Below are 14,447 nucleotides of genomic sequence, written 5' to 3' on the forward strand. Positions count from 1 at the left end.
GGTGCGGGCGTGCCGGTCCCGATGCCGCGAGCCACTCCGCTCGCGTGGGTCGATCAAGACGCGTGGTCGACCGGGAGTCGCACCCGGAACACGCTGCCGCGTCCGTCCGCGGTCTCCACTTCGATCGTGCCGCCGTGGCTCTCGACGATGCGGTGCGCGATTCCGAGCCCGAGGCCCGTGCCCACGCCCACGGCCTTGGTCGTGAAGAACGGGTCGAAGATCCGGTCGACGACGTCGCGCGGGATGCCGCAGCCGTCGTCGGCCACGGCCACCACGACTTCGTCCTGCTCCACGCGGGTGGCCAGGAAGACCGTGCCGCCATCGTCGACGGCCTGCGCGGCGTTCACGACCAGGTTGAGGAAGACCTGGCGCAGTTGTTGGGCGGCTCCGCGCACGGGCGGCAGATCGCTCTCGAACTCGGACCACACCTCGACGCGGTCGCGCAGCTGGATCGACGCGATCCTCAGCGAGTCCTCCAGTAGCTGACGAACGTCGACGCTCTCCCGGGCATCCGAGCCGGAATGCGCAAAGCGGTTCACACTCCGGACGATCTCGACGGCCCGGTCGATGCCTTCGAGGGATTCTTCGAGCAGCTCTCCCGTGTCGGAGAAGGCCGAGGCGAACTCGGGCCCGAGGTCCCGACGCCGATCCCGCAGCTGCTTCCAGCGAGCCTCGAGCTGGGAGAGGTTCGAGCGGACGAACGCGAGCGGGTTGTTGATCTCGTGTGCGATCCCGGCTGCGAGTTCACCCACGGCGGCGAGTCGCGCCGAGGTGAGGAGCTGGTGTCGGAGGTCCGAGACTTCCCGCAGGTCCCGCACGACGGTCACCTCGCCGAGCTGGATTCCCCGTTCGGTGTGGAGCGTGTGGGAGCGCGCCGCGACAGGGATGCGGGGGCCATCGCCAAAGATCAGTTCGAAGCGATCGTGCGCGTCTCCCGGCTGAAGCAGCGCGTCCATCGGCTTCCCTTCGAGCGCCTCGACCGAGGTCCCTGCAAGACGCGCCAGAGCGGGGTTGGCGAAGCGGATCCGTCCGTCCGAGCGGTGAAGCGCGACACCGTCCGGAAGGCTGGCCAGGATCTCCTCGGCGGCGCGTGACGGGGTGAGCGGAGACTGGCCGAAGCGCGCATGCAGGTAGAGCGACAAGAGCGCCACCGGCGCGAACACGGAAGGGATCAGCGGCGGGAACTCGCGACCCGCCAGCGGCATCACGAAATCCGTTCCGACCAGGATGGCCGTGGGAACGCTGACGCCGGCGAGCAACCACCGCGCGGGTCGGCGTCGATCCTCGGGCAATTCGCCGGTCGCGCGGCCCGCGATCCCGACGCCGATCAGCGTCCCCAACAGGTTGTAGACGAAGATGGGTCCGTAGAGCGGTCCGGGTTCGATCGAATAGCCCCAGGGCGCCGGGCGCATGCTCGCGACGACCCAGGGGGTCGTCACGGCGGCGACGAGCGCGACGAACGCCAGCCCATAGCCCAAGCGAAGCGGCGCGGAGAGCCAGCGTGCGCGCACGTGGAACCGCTCGGAGAAGACCTGCAGCGCCAGCGGCCCGAGGAAGACCCAACCCGGCGCGGAAGCGCGGGCGAGCCAGGCGGCCGCCTCGGGCGAGGGTTGGAGGTGGGCCATCAGCTGACAGACCCCGAGGTAGGCGAAGCCCAGCAGTAGCACCGCGCGACGCAGGTCCTCGCCGCTTCCGCGGCGCGCGTGCACGAAGATCCCTCCCGCGCAGGCGGCGCAGGCCAGAGTGGAGAGGGCGACGGCGACGTGTAGCGGGTGCACGCGAGGGCTTCGCTCCCGCTCGGTGTATCGGCGTGCGCGCTAGTGGGCTTGACGCGGCGCCTCCGCCTGTCGGGAGAGCAGCTGGGCGGCCGCCTCGACCGCCTGCTCCGGCGGCAGGTCGACCAGGCAGCGCTGGTGGCCCAGCGGACACTCCTTCGCGTGGCAGGGTCGGCAGGCGAGATCGAGGAAGAGGACCCGCTGGCGTTCGAGGTGGTGCGCCGTGTGGCGGGGGTCCGTCGGACCCATCAGGGTGACTACCGGGCGATCCAGCGCGACCGCGAGATGACGCGGCCCCGTGTCGTTGGTGAGAACGAGGGTGGCGCGGGCCACGACGGCCTTGAAGGTGCCGAGCCCATCCGTGGGCGGGAGCACGACGCACGCCTCTTGCATCGCCTGCGCCACCTGGGCGGCGATCGCCTCCTCTTCGGGATTGGGCGCGGGCGCGAGCACCACGCGCAGACCGAAGCGACGCGTGATCTCGTCGCACGCCTGGGCGAAGTGTCGAGGAGGCCAGAGTTTGCTGCGCCCGAAGGCGGCGCCGGGCGAAACGAGCAGCATCGCGTCGTCGCGCGCGACGCCGACCGCGGAGAGGGCCGCGTCAGCCGCGTCTTTGTCTGCCTCGGAGACGACCAGTGTCAGGCGATCTCCGGCGTCGGGAATCCCCAGCAGGCGGGGAATCCGCAGGTAGCGCTCGATCATCGAGAACGGAACGCGCTGGCCATGTTCGCGCGGTGCGTCGATCGACTGGGTGAGGAGCGCCCGCCGCAGCCAGTCACGCCCGTAGCCGATCCGGCGCGGAATGCGTGCAACGACGGCATCGAGGGCCGCCCGCGGCGAGTCGGGCAGGATCACCGCTACGTCGAACGCGAGATCCTGGAGCGCGCGCGCGCGTTCGCGCAGCGCCGCGAAGCTGCGCCCGCGATAGGGGTGGTAGACGTCGAAGCCCTCGACCCCCGCCAGCAAGGGCTCGTGCTGGGGAGGGCCAAGCGCGTGGATCTCCGCGTCCGGAAGGCCCCGCCGCAGCGCGCGCAGCGCCGGTGTGGCCATCACGGCGTCGCCCAATGGGTTGGGCAGCCGCACCAGGACGCGGCGGAGGGATTCCAACCTAGAGGAAGAAGTCGAGGCGCTCGTCGCCGGGCTCGATCTCGATCTCGTCGCGCGGGTCTTCGATCATCTTCTCGAGCCACCAGTTCACGCCGTTGTACAGGCAGGTGACCTCGCGGCACTCGTGGCTCGCGTCGAAGTCGTCCATCAGGTCGGCCAACTGTCCGCCGGTGATCTGGGCCATCGTCTTGTCGCCGTAGGCATCGAGTCCGCCGACGCGCGCCTTCTCGACGCCGCGATGGGCCGGGCAGTTGAAGGTGCCCATCGGCGTCAAGACCTGCCGCAGCGCCTGCATGTGGCAGACCTTCGGCTGGTGGGTGTAGTCCTGCCAGCTGCCTTCTTCGAGCACACGGAGGTTGGTACTCACCCGCACCGAGAACGTATCCGTCGCGAGTTCGCGGGCCTTGTCGACCTCGGCCCGGATCCGCGCGATGACGGCGTCGCGGTTCTGCGCGGCCTGGGGATCCATCACCTCGGCACCGTCGTCGCCGCGCTCGAGCACCGGCTTCAGCGCGATGTAGTCGAAGCCGTACTTGCGGGCCCGTTCGGTCGCCATCACGACTTCGTCGATGTTCTCGTGGATCTCGACGTCGTCGCGGGTCGCGCCACCCCACACGATGATGTAGGAGAAGCCGAGCTGGAAACGCGGGTTGCGCTCCTTGATCTTCGGGATCCACTCGCAGATCTCGTCGAGCGTCAGCGACTTCCGGACGGGCTTGTGCATCGTGCGGAACAGCTCGTTGCTACCCGAGTCGAGGGAGAGCCGTACCCAGTCCCGCTCGTCCAGGTACTCGGCGATGTCGAGCAGTTTGTCGCCCTGGCTGCCATTGGAAACCACCGCGATCTGGAGTTTCAGGTCCTTCAAGAACTTCACGAAGTCGACGAAGCCCTTGTAGATCGTGGGCTCGCCGCCACCGATCAGGATCACCGAACGCAGCCCCCGCTCGGCCATGGTGACGATCGACGAGCGCAGCGTCTCCTCTTCGTGGCGGTGCTTCGTGTTCAGGATGTCCCAATCGATGCAGTGGTCGCAGCGATAGTTGCAGGCCGTCGTCAGATCCAGATTGATCGAGATCGGCGCGATCGGCGGCGGCTCGGGATCGGGCTCACCCGCGGCGCGCGCGCGAGCCAATGCCTTCCGCCACCCGATGTAGGTGTCGAGATGTTCGCGCAGCGAAGGCTGGCGCAACTTCCCGGTGAAATCGTGAATGGCCTCCGTCACAGGCCCTCCTCTCGGGCATAGGCAGCGATGAGCTCTTCGAGGAGCTCCATCCGCTGCACGATCTGGCGTGCGTGGGCGCTTCGTTCGGTTTCGTCCCCGCTGCCCAAACAGCGCACGAAATCAGCGATCAGCAAGGTCAGGGGGTCGTCCAGGGGAACGGTTCGCTCGGAGCCGGCGAAGGATAGCCGGTAGCTCTCGGGCTCCACCACACGCCGGGCTTCCCGACCATCGAAGGCCAGGCTGGCTCGGCGCGGGATGGTGTCCTCGCGAGCCAGATCGATCTGGACCGCGCAGCTCCCCGCGCCGGAATCGTAGTCGAATCGCACCTGAAGCGGCACGTCCGGATGTGAGCGGGTTGAAAAAACCACATTTCGGAGGGTCGTGGGACCGGGCAAGGCCCGCTGGAGCACCGAGATCGGATGGGACAGGGCGTCCCCAAGGGCCTGGAGCCCTTCGGAAACCGGCTGGAGCTGCATCCGGAACTGCTTCGGGGGGCTCTCGAAGGCCCCGGGGTAGAGGGCTTCGAAGCCCGGCAGCGTGAACGGCCATTGGCAGTTCTCGTAGAGCCAGAGCCCCTGGCCCGCGAAGCGTTCCACCAGCTCACGGCTGCGTTCGGCGAGGCCGGTCCCTCCCCACACGAGTGGCTTCTCGCAGAGGACCGACACGCCGGCCTCGGCCGCGCGCGCGAGATGCGCCTCGTGGGTCTCGGAGGGCGAGAGGATCGCCACCGCGTCGAGTGCTTCGGCGAAGAAGGCGTCGGACTCGGTGAACCCCGCCGCCTCGATCTCCGCGATCTCCCGCAGCGCGGCTTGGGTCGGTGCGATCGAGCTCTCTCGGGTCGCGAGGAAGACCGGAACTTCCACGCCGAGCGCGCGGAGGTCGCGTGCCACGAAGGGGCCGAGACCCTGGCGCGTGCGGCGTGCGCCGATCAACCCGACACGCAGCGTCATGTCGTCTCCGTCTCGGCCAGGATCTCGCGGTACAGCGCCACGTACTGCTCGACCATCTTCGACGCGGTGAAGGTATCGCGGATGCGCTGGGCGCCGGCGTGCCCGAGGCGATCGCGGAGCACGGCGTCGGCGTGCATGCGCTGCAGCGCTGCCGCGAGGGCATCTGCGTCCTCGGGCTGCACCAGCAGACCCGTCTCTTCGTGCAGGACGACCTCGGCGAGCCCGCCGACCGCACTGGCGACCACCGGGCGCGCACGTGCCATCGCCTCGAGCGCAGCGACGCCGAGCCCCTCGAGCCGCGACGGCAGGACGAAGACGTCGCAGGCCTCGAGCCAGTCGGCGATGTCGTCGCGTCGGCCGAAGAATGTGGCGCGCGCGGTGACGCCGCGTTCGCGCGCCAGCGCTTCGAGCGCCTCCTTCTCGACGCCGTCTCCGACCACCCAGAGCCGCAGGCCGGGGGCTTCCGCGCAGCGCGCCAGTGCCTCGATCAGCAGGTCGATGCCCTTGCGTCGGACCAGGTTCGCCGTCACCAGCAGCACGACGTCGTCGTCCCGAACGTCGCGTTCGCTGCGCAACTGCGCGCGGTCGGCGCTGGGGGTGAGGGTGGCGGGGTCGACGGAACTCCAGATCAGACGAATGCGGTCCGCGGCGACGCCGCCTTCCTCGAGTCGCGTGGCAACCGCAGGCGAGATCGCTGCCGCCCGGCGCATCACGCGTCCATACAGCCAGCGCGTGCGCGGTCCGCGCTTCACGCGTCGGTCCATCCGCCGCGTGGTCAGGGCGGGAATTCCCGCGCGCCAGGCAGCCAGGCCTCCCACCCAGTTGGCGCGACCGGTATGGCAGTGCACCAAATGCGGGCGCTGTTCGCGGAGGATCCGGGTCGTGCGCCAGCTGGCGGGAAGCGAGAGGTCGTTGCGCATGGCCACGCTCGCCGTCGCGATACCGCGCTTCTCGGCCTCGGCGCGAGCCCGACTGTCGGGCGGGCAGATCAGCAGGTTCTCGTGGCCCGCGTCGCGGAGGCCTTCCATCAGCAGGAAGACCTGTACCTCGCCGCCCGAGAAACCCGTCTCGCCCGATACATGGGCGATCCGCAGGCCGGATTCGCTCCTGGCCACGCGATCAGGAGGGCGGCGCGGAGGACTCCTCCCCCGCCTCGATCAGGACGCGCAGCCGGTCCGGGCCGACCTGGTAGGAGGCCGCGCAGAAGTGACACTCCACGCCGATCGGTTCCGCTTCTTCGATGGCGCGTTCGAGCTCCTCGCGCCCCAGCGTCTGCAGCGCGCGGGACACCCGCTCCTCGTTGCACCCACAATGGAAGGCCACAGGGAGTTCGTGGGCGTCGCGCATGCCCAGGCCCTCGAGCAGGCGCGCGAGCAGGCCGTGCGCATCGAGCCCCTCGGCCACCAGCTGGGACGGGTTCGGGGTGGCCCGCACGTTCTCTTCGACCCGGTCGATCTCGGCTTCGCTCGCACCGGGCAGGGCGTGCACCAGGTAGCCGGCCGCGGAGCGGACCCCACGCGGCGGATCCTCTTGCACGCCCAACGCGAGCGCCGTCTGGCTCTGCTCGCTCTCGGACAGGTAGTGGGTGAGGTCTTGCGCAATCGTTCCGTGCACGATCTGCACGATGCCGGTGTACGGCTGTTGGCCGGCGCGCATGCGTACGACCGTGAGCACCCCGGCCCCCACCGCGGCATGCACGTCGAGCTGACCGTCCACCCGAGGCGGGTGTGCCCGCGGGCTGCCGACGTAGCCGCGGGCATTCCCGAGGGCGTCGGCGCCGGCGACCACGCCCTTCAAGGGGCCATCCCCGCGGAACTGCACCTGCACGCTCTCGTCGTCTTCCTTCCCGCTGGCCGCCAGCAGCAGGGCCCCGAGCAGGGTGCGGCCGAGCGCAGTCGTCGCCGTGGGAGAGGTGCGATGCCGGGCGGCGCCCTCGCGGACGAGCTCGGTCCCGACGATGGCGCGCACGGCAATGCCTCCCTCTTCGGAGACACAACGAACGAGACGGTCCGGGGGCTGGTTCACGCGATGCCTCAGAAGAGATTCGTGAAGATCTCGACGCCGCCGACGTACGTGCCGATGAAACTGCCAAAGGTGGTCAGCACGAATACCAGGAAGATGCGCAGCAAGCGGCTCTGCCACCAGTGCTTCCACTCGCCGAAGTCATCCCCCACGGTCTCGAACTCGCGCACCGTTGGCGGTTGCAGATAGGCCTGCAGGAACGCGCAGACGTAGCCCGCGCCGATCACCGGGATCAGGCTGGTGACGGGTGCTGCGGCGAAGGCCCCGATGATGACGAGCGGGTGGGCGAGGGCGATCAGCGCTCCCAGCGAGGCGGGGATGCCGTTCGCGAGGATCCAGAACAGCAGGTTCTCGCCGGCCACGCGGGCTCCCTGCTGGACGCCGATCGCGATGAGGGCGCCGATGATCGCGGCGGGTACGCCCCAACCGATCCACTTCCACAGCTTCCCGACGGGTGGGATCACGTTCAACGCCGCGAGGTCGACCGGGCTGCGCGACTCGATCGAGCGCCGGATGCCCTGGACGTGACCTGCACCGACCACGGCGACCACCCGCCGCCCAGCCGCGCTGCGGATCTTCTCGGCGAGGAACTGGTCGCGCTCGTCGATGAGCGTGGTCTTCACCGCCGGCAGCTCGTCGCCGAGTTCGCGCATCAGCTCGGAGAGCACGTCCTGGTCGCGGATGCGACGCAGCTCGGCCTCGTCGAGCTCGGGCCGGTCGACGACGCTGCCCAGCAGCGCAGCCAGCAGCTTCGCCTTGTTCCAGAGCGTCATCGCGCCCCAGGCGCGGCGCAGCGTCACGCGCACGTCGCGGTCGCAGAGTTCGACGGGGATCTCGAACTCTTCGGCGGCCTTCGACGCCTCGAGCAGCTCGGTCCCGGGCGCGACGCCCAGCGCCCCGCCCAGCTTCTTCTGGTACGAGGCGAGGATCAGGTTCGCGAGGAGCGGAGCGAGCTGCCGTTCCCGAATGACCTGTCGAAGATCGAGGTCTTCCCAGCGGCGGCGCTGGGAGAGTGCTTCGAAGCGCTGGGTGTCGAGCTCGATGCAGACCGTGTCGGGTCGCTCCTTCTCGATGACCTCCCGGACGAGGTCGGCGGACTCGCGCGACACGTGAGCCGTGCCCACGAGCAGGAACTCGCGGTCATCGAGTCGCACGGTCTGGACGTCGGAGGGCCAGTCGGCGGCGGCTTCCGGGGTCGGTTCGGTGGGGCGCGCGTCGTCCATGCGCGGGCCACGCTAGCAGGGAGGCCTCGGCCTCGGCGAACGCCTGGGGGACGCCCTAGGCCCGACTGCGCCGATGTCCCAGCCAGCGCAGGCCGAACAGGCTGGCGAGGAGCGCGGCGTGCACCAGCGGTGCGAGCAGGTCCGCCTTTACCAACCAGAGGTAATGCACCACGGCGGCGATGCCGGCGAGGTAGGCCAGCCGGTGCAGCGTGACCCAGCGCTTGCCGAGGCGACGGATCCAGCCCCGCGTGGACGTGATCGCGAGGGGCAGCATGCAGAGAAAACCGGCGAACCCCATGGTGATGTAACGGCGCTCGACGACGTCTTCCCACATCGCGCCGAGGTCGAAGAACCAGTCGAGTCCCGCCCAGACGCCGAGGTGGAGCGAGGCGTAGCCGAACGCCGCGAGCCCGAAGGTGCGACGCAGGGGCGCCGCCCACTGCCAGTCGAGCCAACGTCGCGCCGGCGTCACGGCGAGACTCACGAGCAACCAGCGCAGGGCCCACTCGCCCGTCACATGCGTCAGGGTCTCGATCGGGTTCGCACCCAGATCGTCGCGCAGGGCGGCGACACCGAGTCCGATCAGCGGGAGGCAGGCGACGCCGATCGCGATCGCCTGAATGCGTTGCCGAGGGCGAAGCAACGAGGCGACCTAGTAGTTGGCGCGCAGATCCATCCCTTGATAGAGGGACGCTACCTGCTCGGCGTAGCCGTTGAACGGCAACGTCTCGCGGCGCCGGAACTCGCCGATGCGGCGTTCGCGCTTCTGGCTCCACCGCGGATGATCGACGGCCGGGTTCACGTTCGAGTAGAAGCCGTACTCGCGCGGCGCAGAGATGTTCCAGCTCGTGGGCGGCAGGGTCTTCGTCAGACGGATCCGCACGATCGACTTGATGCTCTTGAAGCCGTACTTCCACGGCACCACGAGGCGCAGGGGCGCGCCGTTCTGGTTGGGCAACACCTGCCCGTACATGCCGACCGCGAGCAGCGTCAACGGATGCATCGCTTCGTCGATCCGCAGCCCCTCGACATAGGGCCACTCGAGGACCGAACGGCGCTGACCGGGCATCTGCGCGGGATCGTGCAGCGTCTCGAACGCGACGTACTTCGCGTTCGAGGTGGGCTCGAAGCGCTTCAGGAGATCTCCGAGCGAGAAGCCGACCCAGGGAATCACCATCGACCAGGCCTCGACGCAGCGAAACCGGTAGACCCGTTCCTCGAGCGTGTGCGGGCGGATCAGGTCTTCGATGCCGATCTCACCGGGTTTTCCGACCTCGCCATCGATGCGGACGTTCCAGGGCCGCGTCCGCAGGGTGTGTGCGTAGCGCGCCGGGTCGTCCTTGCCGGTCCCGAACTCGTAGAAGTTGTTGTAGCTGGCCGCGTCCGCAAACGGGGTCGGGGCCTCGGCCACGCTGAGGGGGCTCTTGACGACGCCCTGGAGCTTCTCGCCGGTCGGAGCCGTCGCGGCCGCGCCGGCCTCTTCCATGCCGCAGCCGATCGACAGACCGGCGCCGAGCCAGGCCGAGTGGCGCAGGAATTCGCGGCGTCGCAGGTACTGCGCCTCGGAGGTGATCTCACGGGAGGGCGGCTCGGGCTGGCGGTGGCGCGTCATACGGTCCTCATCGGATGGTTCCCGGACTAGGGGTAGCGGATCGCGGGGCGTGGAATCGGTCCGATCCCGGGGGACGGGCGCGGAACGTGGGGTTGGATGCCCGAGGCGGCTCGGGGTGTCAGGGGCGTTCGCGGGCGGCCGCCTTGAAGAGCCGCTCGAGCGTCTCGGCAGGGGCCGGAGTCTCGCGGGCCAGAGCGAGGTTTTCGCGGACGTGCGGCTCTTCGCGCATCCCCACCACTGCGCTCGTGATCTGGGGCGTGCTCCGCACGAACTGCAGGCAGCGCTGCGCGTCGCTGTGGGCCTCGGGGAAGGCGTCGGTCAGGCTGTCCGGGAGCCGTCCGAGGACCCGACCCTGGACGAGGGGGGCGCTGGCCAGGACGACGGTACCGGTACCGCGCAGGGTCTCGAGCACCGCCGCGGTGTGACCCTCGGGCCCGATCTGGGAGTCGAGACGGAAGGCCTGCGACATCGCGACGCTGTACGGGAGCTGCAGGTACCGCAGGTGATGGTCGCCGCCGCCCACCTCCAATGCCCAGTCGAAGACGTCCAGGATCGCGAGATGATCCCGCTCGGTATGGGGCTGGAGGAAGCCGTCCCACGTGCAGATGCCATAGGCCGAGATCTCGCCGTCCGAGACGGCGCCTTCCAGGGCTTCGAAGGCGGCGCATAGCTTGTTTCGAAACTCGTCGGCCGTGGCCCCCTCGAGGTGCAGCTCGGGCTCCTCGATCAGGTAGGCGTCCAGGGTGTCGAGCCGGAGGTTCTCGCGACTGCGACGCAGCTGGTCGCGCAGGAACGCCGGAGCGAGGGAGTGTACGCCCTGGGCGAGGTCCATCGGGTCGAGGAGGCCCGTCTCGACGTAGGTCTCCCGCAGGTACCGACGAGGCTGGGGATGGCGGTCGAGGGAGTCGGGGTCCGCGGTCAGATAGCCGCCGCGTGACACGACCACGACCTCGTCGCGCTGCGCCAGCTCCTCTTCGAATGCGCGCTCCAGAGCCGCTCCCAGGCAGCGCTCGCTATGGAAGCTGCGATCCGAGAGCGCTGTGACGAAGACGTTCACCCCGCCTTCCAGCAGGAGCGGAACCGCGGAGCGGTAGAGGAGGTCGTCGACGCCGCCGGGCTCTCCATTCCGGGTGCCCAGTGCAAGCGAACTCAGAGAGAGCCGGTCGGGTGCCCGGAAGTGCCCCTCGAGACCCGAGAAACGTGCAGCAAACCGCGCAGTCCCCTCGGGTGTGGCTCGGCCCGGCGTCGGTTCGCTCATCGCGTCGCGAGCGTAGCTCGGCCCGGGCCGGCACTTCAGACCTGCGCGCGACTTGCCGATTCGGGGACCACGATGCCCGATCACACCAACAACGGAATCAACGTGTCCGCGGAGGAGCGAAAGTTCCTGCGCCGCACCTTCCACCGCTTCGCCATGCCCTACGCCCTCGGCGCACTCGCGCTGGTCGGTGTGGTCATGCTCTCGCAAGACGGCTCGGATGCCGGGTCCGGCGTCGATGAGGCGACAATCACCGCACTCGAAGAACGCCTGGCCACGCTCGAGGGAAGTCTGCCGACGCTCGGGGAACGCATGGACCAGGTGAAGTCGGATCTCGCAGGAAGCACCCAGCGATTGACGGCTCTGGAGGAGAAGCGAGGCCAGGCATCGTCGCAGGACTGGGCTTCGACCCAGCGCGACGCACGTCGCGCAAACGAGCGGGTGAAGAAGCTCGAGTCGGCGTTCGAGAAGGCGGCTGCGACCCAACGCATCGATGCGCTCGCACAGCGCATGCAAAGGGTCGAAGAGCAGAGTGCGGCGGCGCTGGCTGCCGCGCGCCAGGTCGCGGATGCCGCCCGCGCACCCGCTCGCACCCCGGCACCGCCGGCTGCGGCGCCGCGCCCGGCGCCCACCCCCGGAGCCGCAGCTCCCGCATCCCGGCCCTGACCGGGCCGACCCGAGTTCCCCGCGGGCCTGTCCGCCCGTTTGCACCGGGTCCACGCGTCCCTAGCTTCCTTGGACGCGAGCGTGAGCACCTGGATGCGCGCGCTCGGACCTGCCGCCGGGTCGCGGGCGGGGAACGCTAGGCTCCCTCGCGACATCGGAAGATCGGTCATCCCGATTTCGCAATCCCCGCCTACGCCGAAGGCGGAGAAGGAGCCCACATGAAGCGCATCGCCCTCTTCCTCGCGACGAACTTCGCGATCATGCTCGTGCTGTTCATCGCGGCGAACCTGCTCGAAGGGTTCCTCGCCTCCCAGGGCATCGTCTTCCAGAACAGCCAGCTGTTGGTCTTTGCGTTCGTCTTCGGCATGGGCGGCAGCTTCATTTCCCTCTGGATGTCGAAGTGGATGGCGATTCGCTCCACCGGCGCCCATGTCATCGAGGAGCCCAGCAACAGCACCGAGTCGTGGCTCGTTCAGACCGTTGCCCACCAGGCGCAGGCCGCCGGGATCGGCATGCCCCAGGTGGCGATCTTTCCGTCCGATTCTCCCAATGCGTTCGCCACGGGCGCGCGCCGCGACAAGTCCCTGGTCGCCGTGAGCACCGGCCTGCTTCAGCGCATGGACAAGGGCGAAGTCGAAGCGGTGCTGGGCCACGAGGTCAGCCACGTCGCGAATGGCGACATGATCACGCTCACGCTCATTCAGGGCGTGGTGAACACCTTCGTCTTCTTCCTCTCCCGCCTGATCGGCGGGTTCATCGACCGCGTCGTCTTCCGCAACGAGGAGGGCTACGGGATCGGCTACTTCGTGTCCGTGATCTTCGCCCAGATCGTGCTCGGGATTCTCGCGAGCATCCTGGTGATGTGGTTCTCGCGACGCCGCGAGTTCAGCGCCGATGCCGGCGGTGCTCGACTGGCGGGCCGGACCGAGATGATCAACGCGCTGCGCCGCTTGAAAGCAGAGACCGACCCGGAGCCGTTGCCCGAGCAGATGCGCGCCTTCGGAATCTCGGGTGGCAGCGCGTTCTCGCGGCTGTTCATGTCGCACCCGCCGCTCGACGAGCGGATCGCGGCCCTCGAACGCGGGACCGTCTGACGGCTCCTACGGACCGCCGATCGAGGCGACGCCCGAGAGCACCAGCCGGACCAGCTCACTCTGTCGACCCGTATGGGTCTTCGCGAACACCTGCTTGAGCTGGCTGCGCGCGGTGTTGACGGTGACGCCGCGGGCCTCGGCCGCTTCATCCAGCGAGCATCCCTGGCACAAGAGCTCTACCAGGTGGGTCTCGGCTTCGGTGAGCCCGTAGAGCGCATTCAGGGCTTCTCGCCTGCGGAGCGTGCCCTCGTCGAGGTCCGAGAAGTAGATCACCGCGACGGCGTCGGGGAGCGTGGCATCGCCTTCGTCGGGACGCAGAGGTGCCACCATTGCGGGGTAGGCGCGACCCTCGGAACGTCGCCGGATCGCGAGCACGTCGCTGTTGCGGGCTTCCCCGTCGGCAGCGGCGCTGATCGCGAACTGGATGTAGCGCTGGAGCAAGCGCTGGTCGTCCGGGTCGCTCGCGCGCAATGCGCCCTCGTGCAGGGACAAGCCGTCGCCGTCCGCGAGTAGGGAGACGGCGAGGCGGTTTGCATGCAGTACCTGGCCGCGGGCGTCCAGCAGGACGAGACCCGTCGGGAAACGATCGATCGCCTTGCTCAGGGCGTGCTGGCGTCGCGTCGTGGCGTGGATCGCGTAAGCGCGCGCCAGGTGCGGCACGAGCTGATCGGCGAACCCCAGGTCCTGCATCGTGAACGGAGCGCGGCCCTCCTGCGGGAAGATCGCGATGCCGGCCACCGGGCGGCCCCCGTCGAGTGCGACGGTGTGTCCGATCGGTCCGTGGTCGGCGAGTCCCTGGGGCTTCATCCACTGCAGGTAGAAGTCGCTCTCGGCGATGCGCTCGGCCGAGACCACCTCGCTCGCCAGGCCGAAGCGACCCACGAACTGGTTGCGCCGCGCCTCCTCCCAGGGCAGGCCGCGGGTCACGTAGTGGGCGAAGGTGGGCTGGAACTCGTCCGCGAAGCCCCCGGTGCTCGCGAAGAAGACGCCGGAGAGGGGCGCCCCCGGTAGCTGGAGCGCGTACCCGGTGGGAGCTCCGCCGTAGGCCTCGGACAGGGCGTCGACGAAGCCCTGCCAGCGCGACGTCTCGAGGGAGGCGTCGTAGATCTGCTCGATCAGCGGCAGGACGGCTGCGGGGTCCACCGGCGACTCGCGGTTGGAGGGAGACCCAGGATATCCCGGGCCGGGATCGCGGAACAATCAGGAAGGTCGGCGCGTCCCCAGGGGGATCGGAGGCTCGACAAGGGGCCCTCCGCGCGCGAGAGGCCCCAAAAAATGAGGCCCGCTCCGAAGAGCGGGCCTCGAGGAACCATCAGTGTGCGCAAGTCGTTGGAGTTGTGATTGTTCCTCTACCGAGGAGAAACCGGAAAGGCCGTGTGGGCTCGTGTGGCGCCGCCGGTCCCTCATCCGTCGGCACCACCGGCCTCTCCAGGTCCGCCTGAAACGAGCATGACGGATGGCCGAAGCGCCATCTTCCCCCAAATGGGGGGAGTTTCCCCGAAACCCGAGGCGTCGCTAAGC

The 14,447-nt window shown here is 69.1% G+C and carries 13 protein-coding genes; 2 read left to right on the plus strand and 11 right to left on the minus strand.

Annotated features, from left to right (window positions below):
• Window positions 1-53: 53 nt before the first annotated feature.
• The 10 genes from AAF430_23115 to AAF430_23160 form a co-directional block, all read right to left on the minus strand.
• Window positions 54-1,778 (minus strand): ATP-binding protein, encoded by a 1,725-nt coding sequence (locus AAF430_23115; protein MEM7413139.1) that lies wholly within the window; start codon window positions 1,776-1,778, stop codon window positions 54-56.
• Between the two features lie 39 nt (window positions 1,779-1,817).
• A complete protein-coding gene (gene waaF, locus AAF430_23120; GenBank protein ID MEM7413140.1) occupies window positions 1,818-2,882 on the minus strand; it encodes a lipopolysaccharide heptosyltransferase II in 1,065 nt (354 codons plus the stop codon).
• A gap of 1 nt (window position 2,883) precedes the next feature.
• Window positions 2,884-4,104, minus strand: coding sequence for a radical SAM protein (locus AAF430_23125; protein ID MEM7413141.1), 1,221 nt, complete (start codon window positions 4,102-4,104; stop codon window positions 2,884-2,886).
• On the minus strand, window positions 4,101-5,054 hold the full coding sequence (locus tag AAF430_23130) for a Gfo/Idh/MocA family oxidoreductase (GenBank protein MEM7413142.1): 954 nt from the start codon (window positions 5,052-5,054) through the stop codon (window positions 4,101-4,103). Before AAF430_23130 ends, AAF430_23125 begins: the two co-directional genes overlap by 4 nt.
• On the minus strand, window positions 5,051-6,169 hold the full coding sequence (locus tag AAF430_23135) for a glycosyltransferase (GenBank protein MEM7413143.1): 1,119 nt from the start codon (window positions 6,167-6,169) through the stop codon (window positions 5,051-5,053). The genes AAF430_23130 and AAF430_23135 overlap by 4 nt, the downstream gene beginning before the upstream one ends.
• Before the next feature lie 4 nt (window positions 6,170-6,173).
• Window positions 6,174-7,196, minus strand: a complete 1,023-nt coding sequence (gene hslO, locus AAF430_23140) for an Hsp33 family molecular chaperone HslO (protein MEM7413144.1) — start codon at window positions 7,194-7,196, stop codon at window positions 6,174-6,176.
• Window positions 7,088-8,299, minus strand: a complete 1,212-nt coding sequence (locus AAF430_23145; GenBank protein ID MEM7413145.1) for a TraB/GumN family protein — start codon at window positions 8,297-8,299, stop codon at window positions 7,088-7,090. Before AAF430_23145 ends, hslO begins: the two co-directional genes overlap by 109 nt.
• Window positions 8,300-8,354: 55 nt before the next feature.
• Window positions 8,355-8,942 (minus strand): protein-methionine-sulfoxide reductase heme-binding subunit MsrQ, encoded by a 588-nt coding sequence (locus AAF430_23150; protein MEM7413146.1) that lies wholly within the window; start codon window positions 8,940-8,942, stop codon window positions 8,355-8,357.
• Window positions 8,943-8,951: 9 nt separating this feature from the next.
• Entirely contained in the window at window positions 8,952-9,911 is a 960-nt protein-coding gene (gene msrP, locus AAF430_23155) for a protein-methionine-sulfoxide reductase catalytic subunit MsrP (protein MEM7413147.1), read from the minus strand.
• Between the two features lie 118 nt (window positions 9,912-10,029).
• Complete coding sequence (locus AAF430_23160; protein MEM7413148.1) at window positions 10,030-11,169, minus strand: aldo/keto reductase; 1,140 nt, start codon at window positions 11,167-11,169, stop codon at window positions 10,030-10,032.
• A 72-nt stretch (window positions 11,170-11,241) separates the two neighbouring features.
• Here AAF430_23160 and AAF430_23165 point away from each other — a divergent pair, with 72 nt between their 5' ends.
• Entirely contained in the window at window positions 11,242-11,832 is a 591-nt protein-coding gene (locus tag AAF430_23165) for a hypothetical protein (protein MEM7413149.1), read from the plus strand.
• A 218-nt stretch (window positions 11,833-12,050) separates the two neighbouring features.
• On the plus strand, window positions 12,051-12,926 hold the full coding sequence (gene htpX / locus AAF430_23170; GenBank protein ID MEM7413150.1) for a protease HtpX: 876 nt from the start codon (window positions 12,051-12,053) through the stop codon (window positions 12,924-12,926).
• Between the two features lie 6 nt (window positions 12,927-12,932).
• Here the strand turns inward: htpX and AAF430_23175 are convergent, their stop codons facing one another.
• The gene (locus AAF430_23175; GenBank protein MEM7413151.1) at window positions 12,933-14,069 is read right to left on the minus strand and encodes a hypothetical protein; all 1,137 of its coding nucleotides are present in this window, start codon (window positions 14,067-14,069) and stop codon (window positions 12,933-12,935) included.
• Between the last annotated feature and the right edge of the window lie 378 nt (window positions 14,070-14,447).

Source organism: Myxococcota bacterium (assembly GCA_039030075.1).
In the GTDB taxonomy this organism is placed as follows: domain Bacteria; phylum Myxococcota_A; class UBA9160; order UBA9160; family SMWR01; genus JAHEJV01.

What these genes read in the sequence shown, in the direction of transcription:
- AAF430_23130 (MEM7413142.1), bottom strand. Translation starts at nt 5,054, where the DNA reads ATGACGCTGCGTGTCGGGTTGATCGGCGCACGCCGCACGCGCCAGGGT.
- AAF430_23145 (MEM7413145.1), bottom strand. Translation starts at nt 8,299, where the DNA reads ATGGACGACGCGCGCCCCACCGAACCGACCCCGGAAGCCGCCGCCGAC.
- msrP (MEM7413147.1), bottom strand. Translation starts at nt 9,911, where the DNA reads ATGACGCGCCACCGCCAGCCCGAGCCGCCCTCCCGTGAGATCACCTCC.
- AAF430_23160 (MEM7413148.1), bottom strand. Translation starts at nt 11,169, where the DNA reads ATGAGCGAACCGACGCCGGGCCGAGCCACACCCGAGGGGACTGCGCGG.
- AAF430_23165 (MEM7413149.1), top strand. Translation starts at nt 11,242, where the DNA reads ATGCCCGATCACACCAACAACGGAATCAACGTGTCCGCGGAGGAGCGA.
- htpX (MEM7413150.1), top strand. Translation starts at nt 12,051, where the DNA reads ATGAAGCGCATCGCCCTCTTCCTCGCGACGAACTTCGCGATCATGCTC.